23 protein-coding genes are annotated in these 25,141 nt (G+C 68.9%); 21 read left to right on the forward strand and 2 right to left on the reverse strand.

The features are described 5' to 3' along the window. Nucleotides 1–104: 104 nt before the first annotated feature. The 7 genes from HD597_RS19570 to HD597_RS19600 are packed head-to-tail and all read left to right on the forward strand — an operon-like array spanning nt 105 to nt 8,432. Nucleotides 105–1,715, forward strand: coding sequence for an MFS transporter (locus HD597_RS19570; protein WP_253744102.1), 1,611 nt, complete (start codon nt 105–107; stop codon nt 1,713–1,715). 58 nt (nt 1,716–1,773) lie between these two features. Continuing rightward, nucleotides 1,774–2,781 carry a phosphotriesterase family protein gene (locus HD597_RS19575; protein WP_253744103.1) on the forward strand — a complete coding sequence of 336 codons (1,008 nt, stop codon included), beginning with the start codon at nt 1,774–1,776 and terminating at the stop codon, nt 2,779–2,781. Between the two features lie 5 nt (nt 2,782–2,786). Then, on the forward strand, nt 2,787–3,740 hold the full coding sequence (locus HD597_RS19580; RefSeq protein WP_253744104.1) for a phosphotriesterase family protein: 954 nt from the start codon (nt 2,787–2,789) through the stop codon (nt 3,738–3,740). 14 nt (nt 3,741–3,754) lie between these two features. Then, nucleotides 3,755–4,873: an FAD-dependent monooxygenase gene (locus tag HD597_RS19585; RefSeq protein ID WP_253744105.1), complete on the forward strand. Its 1,119-nt coding sequence runs from the start codon at nt 3,755–3,757 to the stop codon at nt 4,871–4,873. 4 nt (nt 4,874–4,877) lie between these two features. Then, nucleotides 4,878–5,783 carry an alpha/beta hydrolase gene (locus HD597_RS19590; RefSeq protein WP_253744106.1) on the forward strand — a complete coding sequence of 302 codons (906 nt, stop codon included), beginning with the start codon at nt 4,878–4,880 and terminating at the stop codon, nt 5,781–5,783. After that, entirely contained in the window at nt 5,780–6,727 is a 948-nt protein-coding gene (locus tag HD597_RS19595) for an MBL fold metallo-hydrolase (RefSeq protein ID WP_253744107.1), read from the forward strand. Before HD597_RS19590 ends, HD597_RS19595 begins: the two co-directional genes overlap by 4 nt. Continuing rightward, complete coding sequence (locus tag HD597_RS19600; protein WP_253744108.1) at nt 6,720–8,432, forward strand: CocE/NonD family hydrolase; 1,713 nt, start codon at nt 6,720–6,722, stop codon at nt 8,430–8,432. Before HD597_RS19595 ends, HD597_RS19600 begins: the two co-directional genes overlap by 8 nt. A gap of 218 nt (nt 8,433–8,650) precedes the next feature. Here HD597_RS19600 and HD597_RS19605 read toward each other — a convergent pair whose 3' ends face one another. Further along, on the reverse strand, nt 8,651–9,067 hold the full coding sequence (locus tag HD597_RS19605) for a DoxX family protein (protein ID WP_253744109.1): 417 nt from the start codon (nt 9,065–9,067) through the stop codon (nt 8,651–8,653). A 242-nt stretch (nt 9,068–9,309) separates the two neighbouring features. Then, nucleotides 9,310–10,536 carry a lactonase family protein gene (locus HD597_RS19610; protein WP_253744110.1) on the reverse strand — a complete coding sequence of 409 codons (1,227 nt, stop codon included), beginning with the start codon at nt 10,534–10,536 and terminating at the stop codon, nt 9,310–9,312. 483 nt (nt 10,537–11,019) lie between these two features. Between HD597_RS19610 and HD597_RS19615 the strand changes: the two genes are divergently transcribed. From HD597_RS19615 to HD597_RS19680, 14 genes are all read left to right on the forward strand, one after another. Then, complete coding sequence (locus tag HD597_RS19615) at nt 11,020–11,715, forward strand: ABC transporter ATP-binding protein (protein ID WP_253744111.1); 696 nt, start codon at nt 11,020–11,022, stop codon at nt 11,713–11,715. Continuing rightward, entirely contained in the window at nt 11,603–12,322 is a 720-nt protein-coding gene (locus HD597_RS19620) for an SRPBCC family protein (RefSeq protein WP_276082962.1), read from the forward strand. The genes HD597_RS19615 and HD597_RS19620 overlap by 113 nt, the downstream gene beginning before the upstream one ends. A 1-nt stretch (nt 12,323) precedes the next feature. After that, nucleotides 12,324–13,163: an HpcH/HpaI aldolase family protein gene (locus tag HD597_RS19625; protein ID WP_253744113.1), complete on the forward strand. Its 840-nt coding sequence runs from the start codon at nt 12,324–12,326 to the stop codon at nt 13,161–13,163. Further along, a complete protein-coding gene (locus tag HD597_RS19630) occupies nt 13,160–14,176 on the forward strand; it encodes an amidohydrolase family protein (protein WP_253744114.1) in 1,017 nt (338 codons plus the stop codon). Before HD597_RS19625 ends, HD597_RS19630 begins: the two co-directional genes overlap by 4 nt. After that, nucleotides 14,173–15,813: a thiamine pyrophosphate-binding protein gene (locus HD597_RS65870; protein WP_253744115.1), complete on the forward strand. Its 1,641-nt coding sequence runs from the start codon at nt 14,173–14,175 to the stop codon at nt 15,811–15,813. The genes HD597_RS19630 and HD597_RS65870 overlap by 4 nt, the downstream gene beginning before the upstream one ends. Next, nucleotides 15,810–16,598: a substrate-binding domain-containing protein gene (locus HD597_RS19640; protein ID WP_253744116.1), complete on the forward strand. Its 789-nt coding sequence runs from the start codon at nt 15,810–15,812 to the stop codon at nt 16,596–16,598. The genes HD597_RS65870 and HD597_RS19640 overlap by 4 nt, the downstream gene beginning before the upstream one ends. Further along, nucleotides 16,589–17,746, forward strand: coding sequence for a DUF3500 domain-containing protein (locus tag HD597_RS19645; RefSeq protein WP_253744117.1), 1,158 nt, complete (start codon nt 16,589–16,591; stop codon nt 17,744–17,746). Before HD597_RS19640 ends, HD597_RS19645 begins: the two co-directional genes overlap by 10 nt. Next, on the forward strand, nt 17,743–18,585 hold the full coding sequence (locus tag HD597_RS19650) for a hypothetical protein (protein WP_253744118.1): 843 nt from the start codon (nt 17,743–17,745) through the stop codon (nt 18,583–18,585). The genes HD597_RS19645 and HD597_RS19650 overlap by 4 nt, the downstream gene beginning before the upstream one ends. After that, entirely contained in the window at nt 18,582–19,511 is a 930-nt protein-coding gene (locus HD597_RS19655; RefSeq protein WP_253744119.1) for an ABC transporter substrate-binding protein, read from the forward strand. The genes HD597_RS19650 and HD597_RS19655 overlap by 4 nt, the downstream gene beginning before the upstream one ends. Continuing rightward, nucleotides 19,508–20,359: an amidohydrolase family protein gene (locus HD597_RS19660; protein WP_253744120.1), complete on the forward strand. Its 852-nt coding sequence runs from the start codon at nt 19,508–19,510 to the stop codon at nt 20,357–20,359. The genes HD597_RS19655 and HD597_RS19660 overlap by 4 nt, the downstream gene beginning before the upstream one ends. A 55-nt stretch (nt 20,360–20,414) precedes the next feature. Further along, a complete protein-coding gene (locus HD597_RS19665; protein WP_253744121.1) occupies nt 20,415–21,110 on the forward strand; it encodes a GntR family transcriptional regulator in 696 nt (231 codons plus the stop codon). A gap of 31 nt (nt 21,111–21,141) precedes the next feature. Next, nucleotides 21,142–22,206, forward strand: a complete 1,065-nt coding sequence (locus HD597_RS19670; RefSeq protein WP_253744122.1) for an ABC transporter substrate-binding protein — start codon at nt 21,142–21,144, stop codon at nt 22,204–22,206. Beyond that, complete coding sequence (locus tag HD597_RS19675; RefSeq protein ID WP_253744123.1) at nt 22,206–23,069, forward strand: ABC transporter permease; 864 nt, start codon at nt 22,206–22,208, stop codon at nt 23,067–23,069. Before HD597_RS19670 ends, HD597_RS19675 begins: the two co-directional genes overlap by 1 nt. Before the next feature lie 105 nt (nt 23,070–23,174). Beyond that, complete coding sequence (locus tag HD597_RS19680; RefSeq protein WP_253744124.1) at nt 23,175–25,076, forward strand: hypothetical protein; 1,902 nt, start codon at nt 23,175–23,177, stop codon at nt 25,074–25,076. Nucleotides 25,077–25,141: the final 65 nt, after the last annotated feature.

Below are 25,141 nucleotides of genomic sequence, written 5' to 3' on the forward strand. Positions count from 1 at the left end.
CATATGACACGTTGCACATCCGAGAGGTGATCGGGCTCATATCGGTGGCTCCCCCCTTGTGCGGAAGCAGCCGCCCCTGCCCGTCGACGAGTAGGAATTCCGCAATGACCCAGACCGTTGCGCGCAAGCAGGGCTACACCGCCACCGTGGTCGCCGGATGCTTCGCCGTACTTCTCGCTCAGGTGGCGTATTCGCTGCCCGGCGCGCTCAATGGCACGTTCCAGCAGGAGTTCCGGACCACCGGTGCGGAACTGACCTGGATCACCGCCGCCTTCGCGATCCCCATGGTCGTCTTCGAGCTGACCACCGGCGTGATCGGCGACCTGTTCGGCCGCAAGCGCCTGCTGCAGGCCGGTGCGTTGCTGACGGTCGCCGGCTCGATCGTCTGCTACGTCGCCGACACGGTCCACGTCCTGTGGGCCGGGCAGATCGTCGCCGGCCTCGGCGCGGCCGTCCTCTATCCGATCTCGCTCGCCATGCTGGCCGCGGTGAGCCCGTCGCAGGAGGCCCGCTCCAAGGCCATCGCGACCTGGGCCGGGTTCCTGTCGGTCGGCGCCGCGATTTCCCCGCTGATGGGCGGCTGGCTCGCGGCGGACGGAGACTGGCGGACCTCGTATCTCGTGGTGATCGCGTCCGCGGTCGTCTCGATCGCCCTCACTCAGCTCGCCGCGGACTCGTCGGCCCCGGAGGGCCGCAAGCTAGACGTGCCGGGGCAGGTCACACTGGCCCTCGGCCTGATCGCCGTCCTCTTCGCCGCCACCCAGGGCTCCGAGGCCGGCTTCGCCCGTCCCGAGATCATCGGGGCCTTCGCCGCGGGCGTCGTGCTCCTGGCCGCCTTTGTGGTCATCGAGCTGCGGGCCGACGTCCCGCTGCTGCACCTCAAGATCTTCGCCAACCGCTCCTACGCGATCGTCGCCATCGCGACGGTCATCGGGATGTTCGCCTTCCTCGCGACGTGCTACTCGATGAGCATCTGGCTCGGCGCCATCCAGCACCAGAGCGCACTCAAGATCGGCGTCCTGTTCCTCTTCATCCAGGCACCCGCGTTCGTGCTGGTGCCGGTCGTCTCCCACGTGATCAGGAACTTCTCGCCGCGCTGGGTGCTCACCGTCGGCTTCGCCCTCATGGCCGTCAGCGGCATCTGGTGCTCGACGTTCGACATCCACGACCTGAGCTGGACGCGCTTCATCACGCCGATGCTGGCCCTCGGCGTCGGCTTCGCGCTGACGGTCGGCTCGATCACGGCGGTCGCGATCAACACGGTCCCGCTACGGCTGGCCGGCATGGCCAGCGCCACCACCAATCTGCTGCGCGACTTCGGCTTCGCCCTCGGTCCTGTGCTCATCGCCGCGTTCGCGGTCAGCCGGGCGAACGGCGATCTTACGGACGGCGTGGCCGCCGCCATCGGCGCGTCCGGGCTACAGCCGCCGTACACCGACATCGCGGGCGGGCTGGCGCACCAGGGCGGCGCGATGGCCGTGAACTCCATGCCGGTCGTGCCCGGCGCGGGCCCGGACCTGCCCCCGGTGCCGATGCCAGAGAGTCTGCGCGCGCTGGCGTTCGAGTCGCTCGGGAACGCCTACAGCCTCGCGTTCGTGGTCGCCGGGGTCTGCGCGGCCGTCGCCGCGGCCCTGACCCTGATCGGTTTGTACGGCTCGCAGCGTGCGGACGTCGAGGAGCCCCAGGCCGGAGAGCCGCTCATCACCGCCGGATAATTGCTTTACATGTCGTACAGTGAACAGACATGATGGAAAGGAAGTATTGGTGAAAGGCGTGCGGACAGCCGCAAGCGGCATCGTCAACACTGTTCTCGGCCCCGTGCCCGCGCGGGAGCTGGGAGTGGTCGCGGTGCACGAGGCACTGCTGTCAGTGGTCCCCGGAGCGGAGTACGCGTTCGACGTCACCCTCGACCGTGCCGAGATCTTCGAGACCCTCGCCGGGAAGCTGAACGACTTCCGCGGCCACGGCGGCGGGACGATCGTCGACAGCACCGGCATGTTCCACGGCCGCGACGTGCGGCTGTACGAGGCACTCTCGCGTACGACCGGCGTGCACATCGTCGCCTCGACCGGCCAGGGCCCCGAGGAACTGCTCGGCGGCTACTTCCTGACACCGCAGACCAACCCTCCGACGCCCTGGCCGGCCGATAGATTCGCCGCCCTCTTCGCCAAGGAGATCACCGAGGGCATGGTCGTCCCCCGGGTCGAGCGGCGGGGCGCGGCGGGCCTCGTGGCCACCGGCGCCACCCGCGCGGGCATGACCGCGACCGACGAGAGCTTGTTCCGCGGCGCGGCCCGAGCCGCCCTGGCCACCGGCGTCCCGGTGTCGGTCCGCTACGGAAACAACGCCGTACGCGACCTCGACGTCTTCCTGGACGAGAAACTGCCCGCCGGCCGCGTCGTCGTCGGCGGGTTGGACCGCAGGGACGCCGCCGAGGCCGGCGCGCCGTTCAAGGTCGCAGCCTGCGGCGCCTACGCCGCCCTCGACCACGTGGGCACCGAGGACGACGCCCACGTCACCGACGCCGAGCGCGCCGCACTGGTCGTCGCGCTGATCGAGGCCGGCCACGGCGACCGGATCCTGCTGTCGAGCAACGCGACCGGCGTCGCCAAGGGCCACCCGGCCAACGACGTGCACTACAGCCACGTGCTGGGCGTGTTCGTCCCCCTCCTCAAGGCGCGGGGGCTCGGCGACGAGGACGTCCGGCGAATCCTCGTGGACAACCCGCGCGACTTGCTGTCGGTGCGCCAGCCCAAGATCGTCGATCTTTCCGGAAGGTGAGTGTTGTGTCGAGAGTGAACACGGTCCTGGGCCCGATCCCGGCCGAAGAGCTGGGTCTCGTGGCCGTCCACGAGCACATCGGCTACGGCATGCCGGGCTCGGAGCTGGACACCACGTGGTGGAAGACGCCCGAGGAGCGGTACGCGGAGACCGTCCCGAAGCTGCGCCGCTTCCGCGAGTACGGCGGCGGCACGTTCGTGGACGTGACCGGCATCTGCAACGGCCGCGACGTCGACTACTACAAGTCGCTGTCGGCCAAGACCGGCGTGCACATCGTCGCCTGCACCGGCTTCGTCGGCGGCGACACGGCGCTGCCGTTCTTCGCCCGGGCGAGCGTCGACTACCTGATGCGGCACTTCGTGCACGAGATCACGGCCGGGATCGGCGACACCGGCAGCCGCGCCGGCGTCATCAAGGTCGGCGTCAGCCGCGGCGGCCGCATGACCGAGCTGGACAAGCGCATCTACCGCGCCGCCGCCCGCGCGGCCGTGACGACCGGGGTGCCGATCCTGACCCACCTGGCGATCGACGCCGAGAACGCGATCGCCATCTTCACCGAGGAGGGCCTCTCACTCGACCGCGTCCTGTTCGGGCACGTCGACGACGGCGTGAACGCCGACAAGACCCGCGACATCTGGATCGCCGAGCAGGGCGGCAGGCTCGGGTTCGACACCTTCGGCTACGAGACCGAACTTGAGGACCCACCGTTCTGGGCCCGGCCCCGCAAGGAGCGGCTGGACCACCTCCTGCGGTTCATCGGCCAGGGGCACCTGGACAAGGTGCTCGCCTCGGCCGACGCCAACTGCAGCCCGCTGGGCTGGCCGGGCGTCAAGGGCCACACCGTCAACTACATCTTCGAAGACCTCATCCCCGACCTGCGCGCCGCCGGTCTCGACGAGCCCGCCATCACGACCCTCTTCGTCGACAACCCCGCCCACTTCCTATCGATCAAGAACTGACAAGGACCACGAGCATGGACCCCTCCGAGCTGAAGAACGTGAACATCGCCGTCGTCGGCGCGGGGTACGGCGGCGCCGCCGCGGCCAAGGCCCTGAGCCTCCTCGGCGCCACCGTCAACGTCTATGAGCAGGCGAGCCGGATCCGAGAGGTCGGCGCCGGCATCGGCCTGCGGCCGTCCACCATGGACCGCTTCCGCCGGTGGGGCGTCGGCGACACGATCGCGAAGGTGAGCTCGCCGAGCGACTACTTCGAGATCCTCACCGCCACCGGTGACCCGATCACGAAGGAGGCGTGGCCGGAGATCGACGCCTTCGGCGAGAAGACCCGCCTGATCCACCGCGGGGACTTCATCGAAGCGCTCCTCGGCGTACTCCCCGACGGCATGGTGCACCTCGGTCACAAGCTGGAACGCGTCGAGGACGCGGGCGAGCAGGCCACCCTGACCTTCACCAACGGCGAGTCGGTCACCGCCGACCTGGTGGTCGGCGCCGACGGCATCAAATCGGTCGTGCGCGACCAGCTGTTCGGCGGCAACCAGCCGGTGTTCTCCGGCGAGCACGCCTACCGCGCGGTCATCTCCGTCGACGACGCCTGCGGCACGGCTCCCGACGACAACCTGCGGATGTACATCGGCCGGGGCACGAAGGTCTATCTCCTGCCGCTGCGCCACCGCCACCAGGTCTCCTTCGACATCACCGCCCTGTGCGCGGACGGCGCCTGGGCACCCGAGGTCACCAAGGACGACCTGCTGAGGACCATCGAGGGTTTCGACGACCGGATCGTGGCCATCACCCGCGGCCTGGACATGGCCGCCGTCAACTGCCGCGCGGTCTACGACATCGACCCGGTGGACACGTGGCACTCGGACTCCGTGGTCCTCCTGGGCGACGCGGCCCACTCGATGCTGCACCACCAGGGCCAGGGCGCGAATTCGGCGATCCTGGACGCCGGCGCCCTCGCCGACGCGCTCGAGGAAGCCGGCTCGGTCAAGGAGGCGCTGGCTCGCTACCAGGCCACCCGCAAGCCGGTGACCGACGAACTGCAGCGCATCTCGCGCCAGGGCTGGACCGAGGACGAGATCAACGACGCCTTCCCGGGCCAGAGGCCCGCGTCCCAGAGGCCGGAGGCCTGACGCCATGCCCCTGCACCCCGACATCGCCCGGGTCCTCGCCAGCCTGCCGGCGCCGCCGCCCGGCCCGCTGAACCCCGAGGCGATGCGCGCCGGCGAGGAGTCCCAGGTCCCGCCCCTAGCCGCCCGGCTGCCGCTGCGTTCGGTGACGGACACGATCGCGGACGAGATCCCCGTGCGCGTCTACACGCCGGTCGAGCCCGGCGCGGACGGCGTGCTGGTCTACTTCCACGGTGGCGCGTTCTTCCTCGGCAGCTTGGAGACCCACGATCACGTCGCGCGCTCACTGGCCCGGGAGAGCGGGCTCACGGTCGTCTCCGTCGGCTATCGCCGGGCACCCGAGCACGCCTTCCCCGCCGGTCTCGACGACTGCTACGCCGCCGTCCGGTGGGCTGCCGAACACCTCGCGCAGGATGGCGCCCCGCTCGCCATCGCCGGTGACAGCTCCGGCGGAACGTTCGTCGCCGCGGTCGCTGCGATGGCCCACGACGACGGCTTCGACCGGATCACCCATCAGGTGATGTTCTACCCGTCGCTCGACCTCGACTTCGACGTCGACCGCTACGTCTCGCTGCGCGAGAACGCCGTCGGGTACGGCCTGGAGACGGCGGCGCTGAAGCCGTTCAACGCCTTCTACCTCGACAGCGGCGCCGACCCCGCCGACCCGCTGGTCTCACCGATCAAGCGGGCCGACCTCACCGGCCTGCCGCCCGCGCTGATCGTGACCGCCGAGTACGACCCGATGCGCGACGAGGGCGAAGACTACGGACGACGGCTCAAGGAGGCCGGAGTCGCCGCCACGGTGAGCCGCTACCCGGGCGCCGGCCACGGGTTCGTACAGCACTTCTCCTGGATCCCGGCCTACCACCGGGTCTTCGAGGAGACGGCCGCCTTCCTGAAAGGCGAAGCATGACGCGGGTGAACGTGCACCCCCTGGTCTCACCGTGGGGCCGGTTCGGTCTGTACAGCTTCTTCATCGACGCCCCCGAGCCCGCCATCGTCGACACCGGCATCGCCTCCTCGCCCGCCGGGGGCATGGCCCCGGGGCTCGCGGCCATCGGCCGCCGCATCGAGGACGTGCGCTGGATCCTGCTGACCCACGGTCACATCGACCACATCGGCGGCGCGCACGCCCTGTGGGAGCTCACCGGCCGACGCGCTCAGGTGGTCATCCACGAGGCCGATGCCCCGCTGCTGCGCTCGCGCCGGGCCCACGTGGAGGAGTATCTGCACGGCCGGGCGCGGTATCTGAACGACCCGGAGGGCGCGACGAAGGTGGCGGCCGCGGCCGACACGGTCATCTCCGGCGAGATGGAGCCGACCACGCTGGTCGAAGGTGGCGAGACGCTCTCACTCGGCGGTGACGTCACCGTCTCCGTCCACCCGGTCCCGGGCCACACACCCGGTTCCGTGGCCTACGTGATCGACGGGCAGCGCTCGGTGTTCGTCGGCGACGCCGTCCAGGTTCACGGGGCCGCCAACGGCTTCCCCGGCTACGCGGACCCGGACGCCTACCGCGCGAGCCTGCGGTACCTGCGTGACGAGGTCCGCCCGCGGCACCTGTATCTCGGGCATCCGTACCGCCGCGCGGACGGTACGCCGTACGGGGTCGAGCTCGACAAGGACCAGGCAGGGGAAGCGCTCCAGGGCAGCCTGGACATGGAGGCGAGGGTCAGCGAAGCGGCCCGCCGCTGCCTCCAGGACGGTCCGCGGGAGACGGATTCGCCGTACTCCCCGTTCGCTCCGATCGCCGACGGGCTCGGTTACACCGGGGACCCCACGCTGGAGCCGTCGCCGTTCTTCACCACGATGCACGGCTACCGTACGCATCTCATCAAGGAGGACGACCATGGCTGACATCCAGACGATCCAGGCGGGCGAGCAGACGATCGCCGTCCGCAAGGACCTGCGGGTGCCGATGCGTGACGGCGTCCCCCTCGCCGTGGACGCCTACCATGGCGTCGGCGACAAGCCGCGGCCGGCACTGGTGGCGATGAGCGCCTACGGCAAGGAGTTGCAGGCCCTCGCCCTCACCACGCCGCCGCAGCGCCGTCCCAGCCCGATGTGGGACGGCTGCATCGAGGCCGGCGACATCACGCGTGTCGTCAAGGAGGACTACGTCCACGTCATCGGCGACATGCGCGGCACCGGCGACTCCGGCGGCGTGATGATCGGCAACTACAACGCCGGCGGAGTCCCTCAGGGCCAGGACCTGTACGACCTCATCGAATGGGTCGCCGCCCAGCCGTGGTGCGACGGAAACGTCGGCATGATCGGCATCTCCTACTTCGGGTCGATGCAGGTGCTCGCCGCGGCCGAGCGGCCGCCGCACCTGAAGGCGATCTTCGTCAGCGGTGGCCACTTCGACTTCTACCAGACCACCTACCACGGCGGCGTCATGTGGTTCATGCCGCGGGCCGCCCGCGAAGGGCGCGGCGGCGACTCCGGCATCGCGCACACGAACGTCAGGTCGCGCATGCAGGAGATCCACTCCCCGGAGGAGCTCAAGAAACTGGTCGACGAGCGCCTCCAAGACCCCGACGTGGCCGCCTGGCCGAACCTCGTGCACGTGCTGAAATACCCCAAGAACCGCGAACTCTGGTTCGACATCGTGATGAACCACCTCGACGGGCCGTGGTACGAGGAGCGCAACCCCATCACGCTGGCACGGAACATCGACATCCCGGTCTACCTGCAGATCGACCAGGGACGCGGCTGGACGGTCGACGGCCACATCGAGCTGTTCGACGTGCTGACGGGCCCCAAGAAGCTGGACATCGGCTCCTACCCGCCGATGCAGTCGCGCCCCTGGATCGAGGAGCACGACAAGATGTTTCGCTGGTACGACTACTGGCTCAAGGGTATCGACAACGGCATCATGGACGAGCCCGCCGTGAGCGTCTTCGTCGAGGGCTCGCGCCAGGTGGTCACCGCCGAGCAGTGGCCGCCGAAGAAGATCGACCACCGGCCGCTGTACCTGCGCCCGCGCCACAAGCTCTCCCCGGAGCCCGAGCTGATGGGCGCCGAGCACGCCGCCCCCGACGGCTTCTACCAGGCGCCGCTGACCGTGACCGACAAGGTGGAGATCGTCCGCTGGAGCACCGAGCCGTTCGAGGAGCCCACCGAGCTCATCGGCGCCGGAGCGGCCCATCTGTTCGCCGAGATCGACCAGAACGACACGAACTTCATCATGCGCCTATGGGACGTCGCCCCGAACGGCAACCGGCAACTGCTCACCACCGGCTTCCTCAAGGCCTCGCACCGCGAGCTGGACGCCCGGACGACCGAGGGTAACCCGTACCACCCACACACCCGCACCGTGCCGGTGGAACCGGGGAAGATCGAGGAGTACGTCCTGCGGCTCTACCCGTTCGCGGCGACGCTCACCCCCGGCCACCGGCTGGTGGCTGAGCTGTCCAACGACGAACCCCTGGCCGACGCACACAACGCCCTGCTGCCGCCGGACGCGTTCCACCTGCCGGTGGGCCGCCCCGTCACCCACAAGATCTATCGTGACGCCTCACACCCGTCGCGGCTCGTGTTGCCTTTCACCAAGAGGTAGCCGGCGAGATCGTGTCGGAGTGCCGGTGCCCACGACGATGTCAGGCCACGGCCGCCTGGACGCCGGCGCGCCGACGGTGAGGCGCGAGTCGCCGTCGTGGGCGACGGAGCCCCCGTCGGCGCGCCGGCATCCAGGCGGCGCGTACGGGGCAGGGCCGAAGCGGTTCGAGGCGATCGTGCAGACCTGCGGACCTCGGCGGCTCAGCCCTTCATGCGGGGTTATGACGTGGCCGTTTTGTGCTTCCGGTTCATCCAGAGCTTGTCGACGGCCAGGGCTCCGCCGCCGCTGAAGGTGAGGACGAGGGCGCCGACGAGAAGGGTGAGACAGAGCTCGCTCGCCTTCCATCCCTTGGGGCCCTGCACGAAGAAGATGGCGCCCATCATGTCGATGGCGAGCATGACGCCTACCAAGGGCAACCCGGCGCCGAGGATGATGGCAGCGCCCCCGACCACTTCGAGGAGGAGCACCGCGGGCGCGGCGATCACGGCCAGCGGGATGCCGAGGGAGTCGAAGTAGTCGATGGTGCCGCCGACACCGCGCTCGTTGAGCTTCTCGAGCCCGTGGACGATGAAGATCGTCCCGATGGCTAGGCGGGCCAGAAGCAGGGAGACGGACCTTGCTTGGTCGAGCTTCATTGGCTTTCTCCTGATCGAGTCTTGCGGGTTGTCCGAAGTGAATCTGAGCGGGAGCGATGAAGGTGATGTGAGCACGCGGATCACTTACGTGCCCGCGACCTCCAGCCAGACGGCCCGCACAGGAACAAGAGCTCGGTAACCTCAACCCCGCCCGTGGCCGAAGGTCCAGGCTGCACGAGGTCAGCCCGAGTACGGTCCTGAATGCACCACAGGTGGAGGAGCCCCACGCCAGCGCGATCGAGCTAAGCGAACGTGATGCAGTCCGGATTCGGAACGGGCATGGATGTGCCGGTGCTGGTCAGCTTCCCGGATCGCGGGTCGATGCTGAACAGGTTGACGGTGCTGCTTGCCTGATTCGCTACGAGCATCCACCGGTTGCTGCGATGGATCGTGAAGCTCCACGGCGTCAGGCCGCCGCTGGGTATGCGCTGGACGACGGTGAGCCGGCCGGTTCGCCGGTCGGCCGCGAAGACGACGATGGCGTTCTCGCTGCCCCGGCTCGTGGCGTAGACGAAGCGGCCGTCGCGGCTCATGCCCAGTTCGCCCCCGCTCTTGACGCCGGTGTAGTCAGGCGCGACGACGGACAGGCTCTGGCCGAGCGTGAGCTGTCCTGTCCTGGCGTTCCAGTCGAGGACGTGAAGGTCCGCGGTCAGCTCGTTGAGCAGGTAGACGGTCCGGCCATGGGGATGGAACAGCACGCGTCTGGGGCCCGAACCCGGCTGCACCGCGTAGGGGAGCGGGCCGTCGGACAGCGCGCGGGTCCTGCGGTCGAAGCGGTGGACGAAGACGCGGTCCGCGCCGAGATCCGGGACCAACGCGAATCGGCCGCTCGGATCCACGATCACGTGATGGGGGTGCGGGCTTGTCTGGCGCGGGTGGGGCCCGGAGCCGGTGTGCACCACGACGGAGGCCGGAGAGCCGATGCCGCCATCGTCGAGGATGGGCATGGCGACGGTCAGCCCCGCCGCGAAATGCGCCACCAGAACGGTGCCCGAGGGCCGGTCGATGCCGATGTACGACAGGCCGCCGGGGGTGCCCGCGCTGTCGCTCGTCGCCTGACCGATCAGGTCGACGGCGCCGGTCGACCGGTTGACCCGGAACGCGGAGACCGTGCCGCCGGCGTCGCCGCTGCCGACGTAGAGAACCGGCATGGAGGGGTGTTTGACCTGCCAGCTCGAGTTCACCTGAGCCGCGACGCCGAACGAGGTCATGGTCCCGCCGACGGGATCGAACCGGGCGCCGGTCACCTGGGTGCCTCGCCACGTTCCGACGTAGAGGAGTTCCTGCTTCGAGTTCGAGGAAGCGTTCGCGCCCTGCGTGCCCAGGAGCACTGGCGCGGCGGCGGATGCCGCCAATACGCCCAGCACCTGTCTGCGGGCCGGTCGCCAATCCTCGTTTGCGGAGTCCGACATTGTTGCGCTGACCTCTCTGTTCGCGAACGAACACAGGCGAGCGACCAGCCGCGCCATCCAGATGAACGCCGAACACCAACCCCAGTGGGCCACAGTCTGTGACCGGACGCGGTTGTTCGTCAACCGCCTGGTGACTGTTCGCAGCGCAATCTCAGGTTCCGCGATCTGACGACTCCTGCGGAGCGGGCAGGGCCACGCAGGTGAGGCGGGGATTGTGGGACGACCATCACAACGGAATCGAAGGAGTTGCTGACCGTATCTTGCGGATACATGTCGCCGCTGTTACGTTTCGCTCATCGCTTGTCGGACAATCCAATGTGTCGAGCGACAGGCGAGAGACCACCGTGCGAACGCCAACGCACCCACCCCGAGCCAGATGTAGAGCGCGGATGCGCCACCCGGACACCCCCGCTCTGGCCTCCCCTACCCGTCCCCCAGGCGGTCAAGGAGCACACATTGTCCAACGATCAGCCAGACGCGCTCCGCTTGGAGGGCGTCACCCTAGAGTTTCCCGGTGCTCATCAGCCGGCCATCAAGGACGTGTCGTTCCAGGTCGGACGCGGCAAGTTCGTCGCCGTGATCGGGCCCAGCGGGTGCGGTAAGAGCACCATCCTCAACCTGGCCGCGGGGCTGCTGTCGCCGACGCAGGGCGAGGTCCACTTCGACGGCCGGCCGGTCACCGGGGTCAACTCCGAGGCCGCGTACGTGACCCAGCAGGCAAACCTGCTGCCCTGGCTCAGCGTCAGGGGCAACATCGGCCTGGCGCTGAAGTTCCGCAAGGTTCCGAAAGAGGAGCGGAACGAGAAGATCGCTCACTGGGTGAACAGGGTCGGGCTCACCGGATTCGAGGACCACTTTCCCCGGGAGCTGTCCGGCGGCATGCAGAAACGCGTCGCGATCGCGCGAGCGCTGATCTACGAGCCCTCCATCGTGCTGATGGACGAGCCTTTCGGCCCGCTGGACGCCATCACCCGGCTCAAGCTCCAGCAGGACCTGCTCAACCTGTGGGAGAAGGAGAACGGCACGCTCGTCTTCGTCACTCACGACCTCAACGAGGCCATCTACCTCGCCGACGAGGTCATCGTGATGTCCGAGGGACCGGGCACGATCCGCCGCGTGCTGCATGTGCCCTTCGAGCGCCCGCGCCAGATCAGCACCCTCGTCGAGTCACCGGAGTTCGCCGAGATCTACAACGACCTCTGGAGCCTGTTCAGGTCCGAGCACGCCACCGCATGAAGAGGCGACAGCATTGATATCGATCACAGAAGAGATCGCCGTTCCAAGTCCGCCGGCCCGCGTCTGGGAGGTCATCTCCAATCCCACGGAAGTCGTGTCCTGCATCAGCGGGGCCGAACTCGGGGCGGCTCACGACGACGGCTCGTTCGACGGGACGCTGGTCGTCAAGTTCGGGGCGGTGCGCGTCAAGTTCGCCGCCCGGGTCACGCTGGAGCTGACCGAGGATCAGCTCGAGGGCCGGTTGTCGGCGCGCGGCCGAGACGGCCAGCGGGCCACCCGCTTCACTGCGGAGGCTACGTTCCGGGTGATGCAGGGCGACGGTCCCGGCAAGGCTCGGGTGGCCGTGACCGGCGAGATCACCATCAACGGCAAGCTCGCCTCGCTGGTGGAGTCGGGTGCCGGGGCCGTGGTCGCGCGGATGACGAAGGAGTTCTCGGAGCAACTGGTCCAGCTGTGCGCCGGCCAGGCCGCCGTCGAGGCCGATACTGCCGCCGCGATCGCTGAGACACCGCGGCCCACCGGCCTGTTCGCCCGGCTGCGGGCCTGGTGGATGCGTCGCTTCACACACCCCAGAAAGGCAGGCAATGCCCATGCCCAGGCTGAATAGGGTGATCAGCGGCTTGGCGGAGGGGAGGCACGTCTTCGCCTCCTTCGCCGCGGCCGACCCGTCGATCGCCGTCGAGTTCAGCACCACCGACTACGACGCCCTGGTCTTCGAGACCGAGCACAAGCCGTGGGACGCCATCGCGCTCCGGGACAGCCTGCAGTACCTGCTGAACCGGCGCCAGATCTTCGGCGCGGACAGCCTCGCGGCCCCGATCGCCCCCCTCGTCAGGGTCCCGACCAACGGTGGCGAGAAGGCACAGTGGCACGCCAAACAGGCCTTGGACCTGGGCGCCTACGGCATCGTCTGGCCTCACGTCACGTCGGTGCGCGAGGCGTACAACGCGGTCGCGGCCTGCCGTTACCCCCGGCTGCCTGACACCCCTCTCTACGAGCCTGCCGGCGTGCGCGGCGACAGCCCGGCCGCGGCGGCACGCTACTGGGGCGTCTCGGCCAAGGAGTACTACGCCAGGAGCGACGTGTGGCCGCTCGACCCGGACGGCGAGATCCTGGTGGCGATCATGATCGAGAGCCGGCGTGGCGTCGAGAGCCTGCCGGACATCCTCGACCAGGTCCCGGGCATCGGCCTGGTCATCCCCGGCGAGGGCGATCTGAGCCAGGAGCTCGGCGTGCCCCGCCAGTACGACCATCCGCGCGTCGCGGAGTCCAAGCGCCGCATCCTCGAGGTCTGCACCGAGCGGGGGGTCGCCGTCGGTCATCCCCACGTCACGGCGGACAACGTCAAGCAGGTGCTGGACGACGGCTACCGGTTCCTGATGACGGCCCCGGTGCGGTCGTATCCGGGCCTGGAACTGGGCCGGACGCTCACGAGGAGCATTTCGTGATCATTGATTGTCACGGCCATTTCACCACCGCCCCGCCGGCCCTCGGGCAGTGGCGGGAGCGGCAGATCCGAGCATTCGAGGACTCGGGCGCCCGCGTGTCGCCCGAGGAGCTCGTCATCACCGACGACGAGATCAGAGCGGCCATCGAAGGGGGCCAGCTCAAGCTGCAACAGGAGCGCGGCACGGACCTGACCATCTTCTCACCCGGGGCGGGGAAGATGGCACACCACTACGGCGACGAGCAGACCAGCCTCGACTGGTCCCGGGTGAGCAACGACCTGATCGCCCGCGTGTGCTCGCTCTTCCCCGGCAGGTTCATCGGGGCCTGCCAGCTCCCGCAGTCGCCCGGCGAAGGCCTGGCCGCTTCCATCGGCAACTGCGTCGAAGAGCTGGAGCGCTGCGTCGAGGAGCTGGGCTTCGTGGGCTGCCTGCTCAACCCGGATCCCTCCGACGGCTACTGGCAGGCGCCCCCCTTGACCGACCGGGTGTACTACCCGCTCTACGAGAAGCTGGTCGAGCTCGACGTACCGGCGATGATCCACGTCGCGATGTCGCGCAACCCCGCCCTGCAGGGCACCTGCGCGCACTATCTCAACGGCGACACCGCCGCGTTCATGCAGCTGTTGATGTCGGACTTGTTCGCTGATTTTCCGACTTTGAAGCTCGTTCTGCCGCATGGCGGCGGTGCCGTGCCCTATCACTGGGGCCGCTATCGCGGCTTCATGATCGATCAGGGCCGGCCACCGCTGGAAGAGGCGGTGCTGAACAACGTCTTCTTTGATACCTGCGTGTACCACAAGCGCGGGCTGGAACTGCTCCTCGACGTGATCCCGCAGGAGAACATCTTGTTCGCCTCCGAGATGATCGGCGCCGTCCGCTCGGTGGACCCCGAGACCGGACGGCGGTTCGACGACACCAAACACCTCCTGGACTCCATCGGCACGGTGAGCGATGCCGTCTACGGCGACAACGCGCTGCGTGTGTTCGCAAGGCTCAAGGGGGCTCTGAAGTGAAGGTTTACCAAGCACTCGCCCAGGCGTTCGTCGCGGAGGGCACCAGCGACGTCTTCGGCATGATGGGCGATGCCAACATGCACTGGATGAACGCGCTCGCCCAGCGCGGCGTGCGCCTGTACGAGGTGCGGCACGAGGGCTCCGGCCTCGGCATGGCCGACGGGTGGGCGCGGGCGGCTGGCAGACCTGGCGTTGTCACGACGACCAGCGGGCCGGGCGTCGCGCAACTGGCCACCTCGATGATCTGCGCCAGCCGGGCGCGAACCCCGCTGGTGGCCTTCTGCGGTGAGACTCCCTGGGGTGACCAGGGCGCCGTGCAGTACCTGGACCAGCGGCGTTTCGCCGCCGCGATCGAGTGCGGGTTCGTCCACGTGTCCCGGGCCGACCTCGCGGCGGAAGCCGTGCAGAAGGCTTTCTACCTGGCCAGGACCGAGTCCCGCCCGATCATGCTGAGCGCGCCGATCGACGTGCAGAAGCAGGAGTGCGAGGAGCTCGACGACTACGTCCCCTCCACCGCCCTCATCCCGCAGGTGCGCACGCTGCCTGACCCCGCCGCCATCGAGCAGGCCCGCGACATCATCCGGTCGAGCAAGCGCGTGGTCATCATCGCCGGCCGCGGCGCACGCCGCGCGGATGCGGGCCAGCAGATCCTGCGCCTGCAGCAGCAGACCGGCGCCCTGCTGGCCACCACCCTGCAGGCCAAGAACTGGCTGTGCGGCGACACCGACTACCACGTCGGCATCGCCGGCCTGTACGGCAACAAGATCGCGATGGAGCTGCTGCAGGAGGCCGACTGCGTGATCGCGGTGGGCGCCAGCCTCAACCACTACACGATCGAGCACGGCTACCTGTTCCCCGACGCCCGCTACATTCAGATCGACACGGCGCCACACCTGGTCATGGGCAACGGCGCGGTAGCCGACGCCTACATCAGGGCCGACGCGGTCACCGGCCTCACCCAGCTGAGCCAGCCGCTGGAAGGCCGGGCCGAGGGCTACCACACGGCAGAGGTGCTGCACAGGCTGACCGCTCCGCTGGTGGCCCCAGGGGAGTTCCGCGGCGAACCGGGCCGCATGGACCCGCGCGAGGTCATCCACGTCCTGGACGAGGAGATCCCCGGCGAGATCGGCCTGGTCCTGGGCAGCGGCCACCAGACCGACTTCGGCACCATGCTCTTCCAGCGCTCCCGCGAGGTCCTGTCGAACTACGGCATGTTCGGCGCCATCGGTCAGGCCCCGCTGCTGACCATGGGCTCGATCGTGGCAGGCGGCAACCGGCCCGCGTTCGTGGTCGAGGGCGACGCCAGCTTCCTGATGCACCTGCCGGAGTTCGAGACGGCCTGCCGCTACGGTATCCCGATCCTGGTCGTCGTCATGAACGACGAGGGCCTGGGCGCCGAGTACCACAAGGCGGCCGCCTCCGGCCTGGACCCGGAGCTCGCGCTGATCCCCACCCCTGAGCTGGGTCCGGTCGCGGTGGCGCTCGGCGGTGGCGGCGCCACGGTCCGGAACGGGACCGAGCTGCGTGCCGCGCTCGCGGAGTATGTGAAGGCCCCGCGCCCGACCGTGATCGACGTGCGCATCACCCGCGAGGTGAGCGTGCCGTACCGGCGCCTCCATTTCGGCGAGGACGTATGAAACCGCTCACGGCCGTGCTCGGCCGGACCGTGGAAGACCTGCCCGGCTTCGAGTTCCCGCAGGTCAAGCCGCTCTACTCGGCCTTCGCCCGGATGGTCAGGAACCTCGAGTTCGACGTCTGCGAGCTGGCGCTCGCGACGTACCTGCAGGCGGTCGAGGCGGGCGTCCCGATCACCCTGGTGCCTGTCGAGCTGGTCGGCAGCGCCCACCACCGCTCGCTCACCCGCCTGCCCGACGGTCCCGCCCTCACCCCTGAGGACCTGCCCGGCAAGCGGATCGGGGTGCGCTCCTACAGCCAGACCACCGGCCTGTGGGTGCGAGGAATCCTGCAGGAGGAGTACGGCATCGCCGCCTCGGAGGTCACCTGGGTCACCACGGAGGAACCCCACGTGGCGCAGTATCGGGAACCGGCGTACGTGACACGGTCCCCGGCCACACGGGTCGCCGACCTGCTACGCGATGGCGAGGTCGAGGCCGCGGTGCTCGGCCCTCGCGCGATCGGCGGGCAGGGCGAGGGCCTGGTTCCGATCATCCCCGACGCCGAGGCCGCCGAGCGGGCCTGGGCCGAGCGGCACGGTTTCAGCCCGATCAACCACCTGCTCGTGGTCCGCGACGAGGTGCTGCGTGCCGCACCGGACCAGGTCCGGGCGCTGGCGGACACGCTCGGGGCCGGATGGACCGACGAACTGCGCGCCTGCCTGGAGCTGGCTGCCGGCTACGCCCTGCAGCAGGAACTCCTCCGCGAGCCCGTCGACCTGGAGAAAGCGACCCGGAAATGGACGTGATCGGATACAGGCAGCGGGGCGACGCCCCCGTGCGGCGCCCGGCCGAGTTCACACCGGACCTGCTCGAGAAGATCGAATGGCGCCGGCGCGCGGCCGACGAACCCTTCCGCGGGGTGGGCACCTCCGACGGTATCCGCTCGGGCCTGTTCCCACTGCGCGAGACCGGGCTTGACGTCGACGGCATCCGGCAGGCGGCGCTGGACTACCTGGCCGTGCTGGAGCCCGGGCAACGGGCGGAGGGCCGGTTCCGGATGGACGACGTGTCCTGGCGGCACTGGGCGAACGGTGTGCGCTACTTCCTGCGGCACGGGCTGTGCCTGGAGGATCTGGACCAGCGGCAGCGGGACAAGGCTCTCGCCCTGGTACGTACCAGCCTCAGCGCGTACGGCTACACGCAGATCATCGACCTGATGCATCTGAACCTGACCATGGGCGAGCTGCGTGGCGAGGAGCATCTGCTCAACGAGTGGCTGTACTGGTTCAGCGTCTACGGCTCGCCCGAGAGCGGCCAGCCGTGGGGCTGGCAGCTCGACGGCCACCACATCTGCGTCAACGCCGTCATCGTCGGCGACCAGATGACCCTCACCCCGACCTTCCTGGGCGCTGAACCAACGATGGCCGAGGACGGCCGGTACGCCGGAACCGCCGCCTTCCGCCGCGAGGAGGCCGTAGCCGCACGGCTGTTCACCAGCCTGACCGCCGAGCAGCGCAAGAGCGCGGTCTTCGCCGATGAGCTGCCGCCCGAGCTGTTCGCCGGCGCCTTCCGCGACAACTTCGAACTGAACTACACCGGCCTGCCGCTGGGCGAGCTCACCGAGCCGCAGCGGCTGATCGCCACCGACCTGCTCGGCCTGTACGTGAACCGGGCCCGCGAGGACCACGCCCGTGCCCGCATGGAGGAGGTCCTGGCCCACGAGGCGGAGACGCACTTCGCCTGGGCTGGCGAACCGAACGGGGTGTTCTACTACCGCCTGCACAGCCCGGTGATCCTCATCGAGTTCGAGCACATGGCCGGCGTGATGTACGCCAACGACTACCCGACCCGCCGGCACATCCACACCGTGGTCCGTACGCCCAACGCGGGCGACTACGGCATCGACCTGCTGCGGCAGCACCACGAACGGTTCCACGTCAAGGAGAGCACGTGAAGTTGGTTCTGGGTCGTGACGACCTCGCCGTCGCCGCGGCATCGGCCATCCGCGGGACCGGCACACAGGTGGAGCGGCTCGACGTTCGCCCGGTGCACAAGGCCGCGCGCGGCATGATCGGCCAGGGCTCGGTGGACATCTGCGAGCTGCCGATCGTGACGCTGCTGCAGGCCGTCGCGCACGACCACCCGGTGATCCTGCTGCCGGTCACCGTGCTCGCCCGCGCCCAGCACCAGACCCTGGTGACCTGCGGCGACCTGACCGTCGAGAACGTCCAGGGCCGCAGCGTCGGTGTCCGCTCGTGGAGCCAGACCACCGGCGTGTGGATGCGCGGCATCCTGGCCGAGGAGTACGGGGTCGACCTGCGCAGGGTCGACTGGGTGGTGTACGAGGGCGGCCACGTCGACGAGCACCACGACCCCTCCTGGGTACGGCGGGCGCCCGAGGGGGGTCGCCTGCAGGCGGACTTTCTCGACGGCTCCCTGGACTTCGGGATCATGGGCAACGAGCTGCCCACCGACCACCGCATCCGCACCGCCATCCCCGACGCCGCGCAGGCCGCCGCCGAGTGGACCGAGCGGAACGGCTTCCTTCCCCTCAACCACGTCGTCGGCGTCACGGAGAAGGCGGCGCGCGAGCACTCGGCCGCCGTCCTCGCCGCCTACGGCGCGATGCGGGAGATCACCAGCGACGCGGTGGGCTTCGAGGCGCTGCGCGCAGCCGTGACGAGGGTGGCGGCGTTCGCGCTGGAGCAGGAAGTTCTGCCTCGGCCGGTGGACTTCGACGAATGGGTGGCACGCTCCTGCGAGGCCCTCGGGGCAACGGAAGGCAGGCTATGAAGGTCGCTCTGGGGGACTACCCCCACGCGCAGCTGGAGCTGGACGGGTACGACGTCGAACCGGTGGAGGTGAAGCCGATCATAGCCGCCTACCGGCGGATGATCCGCGACCTGGAGTTCGACGTGTGCGAGCTGGCGCCGGTGTCCTATCTGATGGCCCGCCAGGTGGGCGTGCCGCTCAGCGCGATCCCGGTCTTCCTCAACCGGCGCTTCCACCACGAGGACGTCCAGTGCGCCGCGAACTCGGGGATCCGGGTGCCGCGTGACCTGGAGGGACGGCGGGTCGGAGTCCGCGCGTACTCGGTGAGCACCGGCGTGTGGGTGCGCGGCGTCCTCGCCGAGGAGTACGGCGTCGCCCACGAGAAGATCACGTGGGTGGTGGACGACGACGACCACGTCGAAGGCCGTGTCCCTGCGAACGTCGAGCGGGTCACCGACGGGCGTTCCCTGGGCGAGCTGCTGAGCGCCGGGGAGCTGGACGCCGCGCTCACCGGTAACGCCGGCACCGGCCGCGCGGGCGCACCGCGGACGGGCTGGACCTCTCACGGCGGCGTTACGGAAGGCTCCTACCCGCTCTTCCCCGACGCCGAGGTGCTCAGCGCCGACTGGTATGTCCGGACCGGCATCTACCCCCTCCATTCCGTGGTGGTGATCCGCTCGGAGCTGGTCGAACGCGACCCCGGCCTGCCGACCGCGCTGTACGCGGCGCTGGCCGAGAGCAAGCGGCAGAGCCAGGCGGCCTGGTCCGCGATCCCGCGACTGGCCCGCCAGGCGGAGCAGATCGGCGCGGACCCGATCCCGTACGGCATCGAGGCCAACGAGCCGAGCCTGAGGGCGCTCGTGCGCTTCTCCAGGGATCAGGGTCTGCTCGATCCTGACTTCCCCACCGACATCCATGAGCTGTTCGCGGAAGGAGACTACAGGTGAGCGTGATCGATACCCACTGCCACGTCATCTCGGATGACCTGAGCAGGTATCCGCGCGCGCCGATCGGCGGCAAGCAGTCGGACTGGGCCGAATCCCGGCCGGTCACCGCCGACGGCATGGTCGAGCGGATGGACGCGGCGGGCATCGGTCAGGCGGTGCTGGTCCAGGCCACCACGAACTACGGCTACGACAACTCCTATGTCGTGGACAGCGCCCGGCAGCGCCCCGATCGCTTCGTGGCGGTGGGCACCTTCGACCCCCTGCGGCCGGATGCCGCCGCCCGCCTGGCTGGGGCGATCGACGGTGGCCTGGCCGGGGTGCGGCTGTTCACCCACGGCAGCACGGTGCCCGTCCAGGGCGAGTGGTTCGCCGCACCTGAGACGTACGAATTCTGGGAGAAGGCAGGGGAGTTCGATGTCACCGTCTGCCTCCAGATGCGCCTCGGACCGGCCACCAGGCAACTGGAGGAGGTGCTGGAACGCTTCCCCGGCGTGCGGGTGCTTCTCGACCACATCGGCTACCCCGATATCGCCGCCTCACCCGCAGACGCGGGCAGCGAGGTGGCCGGGCTCGCCCGCCACCCCGGCCTGCACCTCAAGCTCACCCACCGCAACCTGGAGCGCCTCCAGGACGCGGGCAAAGAGGCGGCCGGCTTCCTGGAGCCGGTGATCGAGGCGTTCGGCGCCGGCCGGATCGCCTGGGGCTCGAACCTGCCGGCCGCCGAACAGCCGCTGCCGGAACTGCTGCGGCTCGCCGAGGAGATCCTCGCGGACCTGCCGCAGACTGCCCGGGAGGAGATCTTCGCGGGCACGGCGAGGCGGCTGTATCCGAGCCTGGGCGCAGGCTGACCCTTGAGCTGCTCTCCGGAGCAGTCGTCATCTCTCTTCTGGGATACAGGTGATCATGGCAAATGGCAGCGGCCACGACCAGGCCGTGGAGACGCGCAACAGACACAGCCAGGCCTACGAGGGACTGCGCTCACTGCTGTTGTCGGGTGACCTCGCACCGGGCACGCGGCTCACCGAGGCCGAGCTGACCGGGATGTTCAACGTCTCGCGCAGCACCATGCGCTCGGTGCTGGTCCAGCTGGCCCAGGAGGGCTACGTCACCAGCGAAGTCAACCGGGGGGTGCGGACGAGGAACTTCTCCCCCCAGGAGGCGGCCGACATCCTGGAGGCGCGCGAGGTGCTGGAGTCCGCGCTGGCAGGCAAGGCCGCCGAACGGGCCACCGAGGAGGAGATCCGCGAGCTGCGCGCCACGCTGGAGGCGATGGAGGACTGCAAGAGGCGCGGGGATCAGGCCGGGTACTCGCGAGGCAACCGCAGGTTCCACCAGCAGGTCAAGGAAGCCGCCCACCAGCAGACTCTGGCCCGGGCCTACGACACCCTGCTGTACCCGCTGGTCATGCGCCAATATCGCAACCTGTCCGCACAGCACCCGAGGACCGGGTCGCTGGAGGAGCATCAGGCGATCCTCATGGCCATTGTCACCCGTAACCCGGAGGCGGCCGTAGCCGCGATGCGTCACCACGTCGCCTCCGCCCGGCGGGCCCTGCTGCTGCAGACGGCCGTCGGCCATGCCGGCACCCCTGCCGAATAGACCACCCCCCATGCACGTGTCAGGAGCCGAAATGAGACAGCACGATACCCGCCGAGGCCTGCGCACTCTGGCGCTCACGGCCGCACTGTTTCTCAGTGCCGCAGTGACCGCCGCGTGCGGCGAGTCCGGCGGCCAGGGTGTTCACAGCACCGCGAGCGGCCTGAGCCAGGTCACCGTCGGCAGCGGAGACAACATCATGGACCTGCCGATGAAGGTGGCCGAGGCCAAGGGTTACTTCAGCAAGCACGGGCTCCAGGTCACGTTCGTCTCGACGAACGCCTCGACCGGCCCGGCTGCTCTCGAATCAGGCTCGGTGCAGTTCCTCAACTCCAGCCCGACAGGCTTCCTGTCCGCCCTGGCCAAGGGCGTTCCGCAGGTCGCCATCGCCGCCGACGGCCTGGGCAACCCGATCGCCATCGTCGTCAGCAAGAAGTTCGCCGACGCCAACAAGATCACTGCCGAGACCACGCCCGAGGAGGCGGCCAAGGCACTGGCCACCTCCACCGCCGGCGCCAGCTCGGCCAACACCAAGGCCCAGGCGAGCCAGTTCCTCAAGGCCCGCGGCGTCGACCCCACCAAGGTGAACTGGGTGCAGCTGCCGAGCCCGGCCGCGAACAAGGCCGCACTCAACAGCGGCCAGATCGACTGGTTCATGACCGGCCAGCCCACGCCACTGGCCATCGAGCACGCCGGAGAGGGCATCGTGGTGGCCGACCCGCTGCGGGTCCCCGAGTGGTCTCCCGAACGCGCCGGCTACGGGGAGTTCGTAGTGGCGCGCAAGGACTACCTCGACAAGAACCCCGAGGTCGCCAAGAAGTTCGTCGCTGCGGTCCAGGAGGCCACGGCTTACATGAACGCGCACGTGGCCGACCAGGAACTGCTGGACATCGCCACCAAGGCGATGGAGGGCACCCCGGCCCCCGTGCTGCAGGCCGCACTGAAGCAGGTCGGCTGGCCGACCAGCGTCGCGATGAACGACGCGGAATGGAAGAAGACCCTGGACTTCATCAACGGGCTCGGCGTTCTCACCCAGACGATGTCCGTCACCGGGGATGACTGGAGCAACGCCTACGTGCCGTCGGGCGGAGGATCGTGATGGTGGCAACTACCGACAAGCCGGTGCGGAAGATGACCGCGGTCGTGGCCGCGACCAAGCGCAAGAGCGACCGGTGGCAGAGCCCGCTCACCCTGGTGGCGCTGCGCATCGGGGTGATCGCCGTCGTCCTGGCGCTCTGGCAGCTGCTGAGCGGGCCGGTCCTGCCCGAGTACGCGGTCAGCAAGCCCACCGACGTGGCGCAGGCCCTGGCCAGGCTACTCGGCTCGGAGGCCGGATGGATCGACATCAGGGCCACGTTGATCGAGGTGGTGGCGGGCTTCTCCATGGGCGTCACGCTCGGCACCGTGGTGGGCCTGGTGCTGGGCTCCTTCTCGCTGGCGGGCCGGGTGCTCGAGCCCCTCATCGCGGCCTTCAACGGCATCCCGAAGATCGCGCTCGCGCCGCTGTTCCTGCTGTTCTTCGGCATCGGCCCCTGGTCGAAGATCACCATCGCGATGATCGGGCCGGCTTTTGTGACCTTCTACAACATCTACCTCGGTCTGCGCCTGCGCGAGCGGGAGCTCATGGAGATCGTCCAGGTCATGGGCGGCCGCCGGCACCACCTGCTCACGTACGTGACGATCCCCACACTGGCCGCCCCGTTCTTCGCCGCGCTCAAGACCGGCGGCCCGCTGGCCATCCTCGGCGTCATCGGCGCCGAGTTCATCGCCTCCACCGAGGGCATCGGCCACGGGCTGTTCACCTCCGCGATGAATCTGGACGCGGCCGCCACCTTCGCCGGTCTGATCGTCCTGATCGTGATGACGCTCACGCTGAACGGGCTGCTCACCTGGCTCGACAAGCTCGCCCTGAAACGCCTCGGGCTCATCGCCCGGCGCCGCCCGGCCGAGCAGCACGCCTGAGCGCACCGACTCGCTTTTCACCGACTCTGTCCGGCGTGACACCTCGTCATGCCTGTTCAGCGCGCATCGAAACACGAAGAGAGGGCGTCAGCGATGGAATCCGGAATGAAGAGGCGAACGTTTCTGGTGGCCGGGGCGGCCACCGTCGGCAGTGCTTTCCTGCCCAAGCCCTTCGCCGTGGCAGCCGCCACCGGCGACAAGAAGGGCGTGATGCTGATGAACCGGATCGGTCCCTCAGCGTCGCAGCTGTACATCTCCAACCTCGACGGTTCGAACGAGCGCCCGCTGCTGGGCAACGCGACCTTCGACTACCACGCCAGCTTTGCCGCCAACGGCCAGTCGGTGGTCTTCACCTCCGAACGCAGGGGCGACGGCAACTCCAGCCTCTACCGGTCACGTATCGACGGAACGGGCATCCAGCCGTTAGCGACCGGCCGGGCGGTCCACGACGCCGGCGTCCTGTCGCCCGACGGGACCAAGCTCGCCTTCGTCTCCACCCGGGAAGCCATCCCCGGCGACCACAAAACCCACATCTGGGTGCTCGACCTGCGCACCAACAAGCTGAAGAACCTGACCAACGCCCCGAACGTCGCCGGTGACCCCGCCTTGCCCGATGGTCACTTCCGCCCCTCCTGGTCTCCCGACGGCCAGTGGATCGCCTTCTCCAGCGACCGCAACACGCCCTGGCGCGGGCATGACGACGGCCGGGGCTGGGAGCACACCCAGGAACTCAGCATCTACATCATCCGCGCCGACGGCACCGGCTTCCGCAAGGTCGCCACCAAGGAGGGCTACTGCCTCGGCTCGCCGAAGTGGTCGCCGGACGGCCGCCGGATCGTCTTCTACGAGATCACTACCGAGGGCACCTGGGGCGCCCATCGCCCCGAGTACATCGGAAGGGTCGAATCCCAGATCGTCTCGGTCGACGTCGCGACCGGTGTGCGCGTCGAGCACACCTCCGGTCCCGGCCTGAAGCTCTCGCCCCAGTTCGTGAACGCCACCGAGATCGGCTACCTCATCAAGGGCGGAGCCGACGAGGGCCTGGCCTACACCTCAGGCACGATCCCGGCCGTCAAGCGGCCCTGGGTGCGTTCGCCCGTCTGGTCGCCGGACGGCAAGTCAGTGATCTATGACAAGGTCGGCTGGTCGGTCCGCCCGCTCGACACGCCGCTCTTCAGCTGGGATTCGGACTGGGACTACCGCTTCTGCGACGTTTTCCCCGTCCTGTCCAACCAGGGCCGCCTCGCCTACACCGAAAAGCAGCTCGGTCACTCATCGATCGTCACCATGAACCCCGACGGCACGGACCAGCGCGTCGTCTTCGACTCCTACGGGCGGGGCCTGGACCCGTCGCTTGTCGCGCGCGGCCTGGCCGGCGCCTTCCGGCCCGCTTGGTCGCCCGACGGTGAGTGGATCGCCTTCGGCCTGGGTGGCTGGTTCTTCATGCGCGCCACCAGCACGGCCGTGGTCGCGCGGGTGCGCGCCGACGGCTCGGAATGGGAGGTGCTCACCGATGGCACCTCGCACGCCGGTTTTCCGAGCTATTCGCCCGACGGAAAGCAGCTCGTCTATCGCGTGTGGGGCGCGGAGAACAGGGGTCTGCGCATCCTTGACCTTGAGACAAGAGTGACACGTGTCCTCACCACCGAGTACGACAACCTGCCCGACTGGTCGCCTGATGGGAAGCTCATCCTGTTCACCCGCAAGATGGACGCGGTCAATTTCGATGTGTGCACCATTCGTCCCGACGGTACGGGCCTGCGGGTCCTGACCGGCAGCAGCGGCGCGAACGAGGGCCACGCGGTCTGGAATCCCGACGGGCGCATCCTCTACAACAGCGGCATGTACGGCTTCCGCGAGGAAGCGGCACTGTACGACAACACCTTCCAGCCCTACGGCCAGATCTTCATCATGAATGCCGACGGCTCCGGCAAGAAGATGCTGACCGACAGCATCTGGGAGGACTCGATGCCGATCTACCTCCCCAACGAGGTTCTGTCTCGTTGACCCAAGAAGGTCGCTGTGTTCTCCCTGCGGGCATGCCAGCGGAGAACACAGCGATCATGCGTTGC

The sequence above is a fragment of the Nonomuraea thailandensis genome, assembly GCF_024172165.1.
Classification (GTDB): domain Bacteria; phylum Actinomycetota; class Actinomycetes; order Streptosporangiales; family Streptosporangiaceae; genus Nonomuraea; species Nonomuraea thailandensis.

Bases quoted from the DNA above. Each gene is read 5' to 3' on its own strand.
- HD597_RS19610 (WP_253744110.1), bottom strand. From the start codon at position 10,536: ATGGCGCGGCTGGTCGCTCGCCTGTGTTCGTTCGCGAACAGAGAGGTC.
- HD597_RS19655 (WP_253744119.1), top strand. From the start codon at position 18,582: ATGAAGGTCGCTCTGGGGGACTACCCCCACGCGCAGCTGGAGCTGGAC.
- HD597_RS19570 (WP_253744102.1), top strand. From the start codon at position 105: ATGACCCAGACCGTTGCGCGCAAGCAGGGCTACACCGCCACCGTGGTC.
- HD597_RS19645 (WP_253744117.1), top strand. From the start codon at position 16,589: ATGGACGTGATCGGATACAGGCAGCGGGGCGACGCCCCCGTGCGGCGC.
- HD597_RS19605 (WP_253744109.1), bottom strand. From the start codon at position 9,067: ATGAAGCTCGACCAAGCAAGGTCCGTCTCCCTGCTTCTGGCCCGCCTA.
- HD597_RS19595 (WP_253744107.1), top strand. From the start codon at position 5,780: ATGACGCGGGTGAACGTGCACCCCCTGGTCTCACCGTGGGGCCGGTTC.
- HD597_RS19590 (WP_253744106.1), top strand. From the start codon at position 4,878: ATGCCCCTGCACCCCGACATCGCCCGGGTCCTCGCCAGCCTGCCGGCG.
- HD597_RS19640 (WP_253744116.1), top strand. From the start codon at position 15,810: ATGAAACCGCTCACGGCCGTGCTCGGCCGGACCGTGGAAGACCTGCCC.
- HD597_RS19675 (WP_253744123.1), top strand. From the start codon at position 22,206: ATGGTGGCAACTACCGACAAGCCGGTGCGGAAGATGACCGCGGTCGTG.
- HD597_RS19670 (WP_253744122.1), top strand. From the start codon at position 21,142: ATGAGACAGCACGATACCCGCCGAGGCCTGCGCACTCTGGCGCTCACG.
- HD597_RS19680 (WP_253744124.1), top strand. From the start codon at position 23,175: ATGAAGAGGCGAACGTTTCTGGTGGCCGGGGCGGCCACCGTCGGCAGT.
- HD597_RS19600 (WP_253744108.1), top strand. From the start codon at position 6,720: ATGGCTGACATCCAGACGATCCAGGCGGGCGAGCAGACGATCGCCGTC.
- HD597_RS19665 (WP_253744121.1), top strand. From the start codon at position 20,415: ATGGCAAATGGCAGCGGCCACGACCAGGCCGTGGAGACGCGCAACAGA.
- HD597_RS19585 (WP_253744105.1), top strand. From the start codon at position 3,755: ATGGACCCCTCCGAGCTGAAGAACGTGAACATCGCCGTCGTCGGCGCG.
- HD597_RS19620 (WP_276082962.1), top strand. From the start codon at position 11,603: ATGTGCCCTTCGAGCGCCCGCGCCAGATCAGCACCCTCGTCGAGTCAC.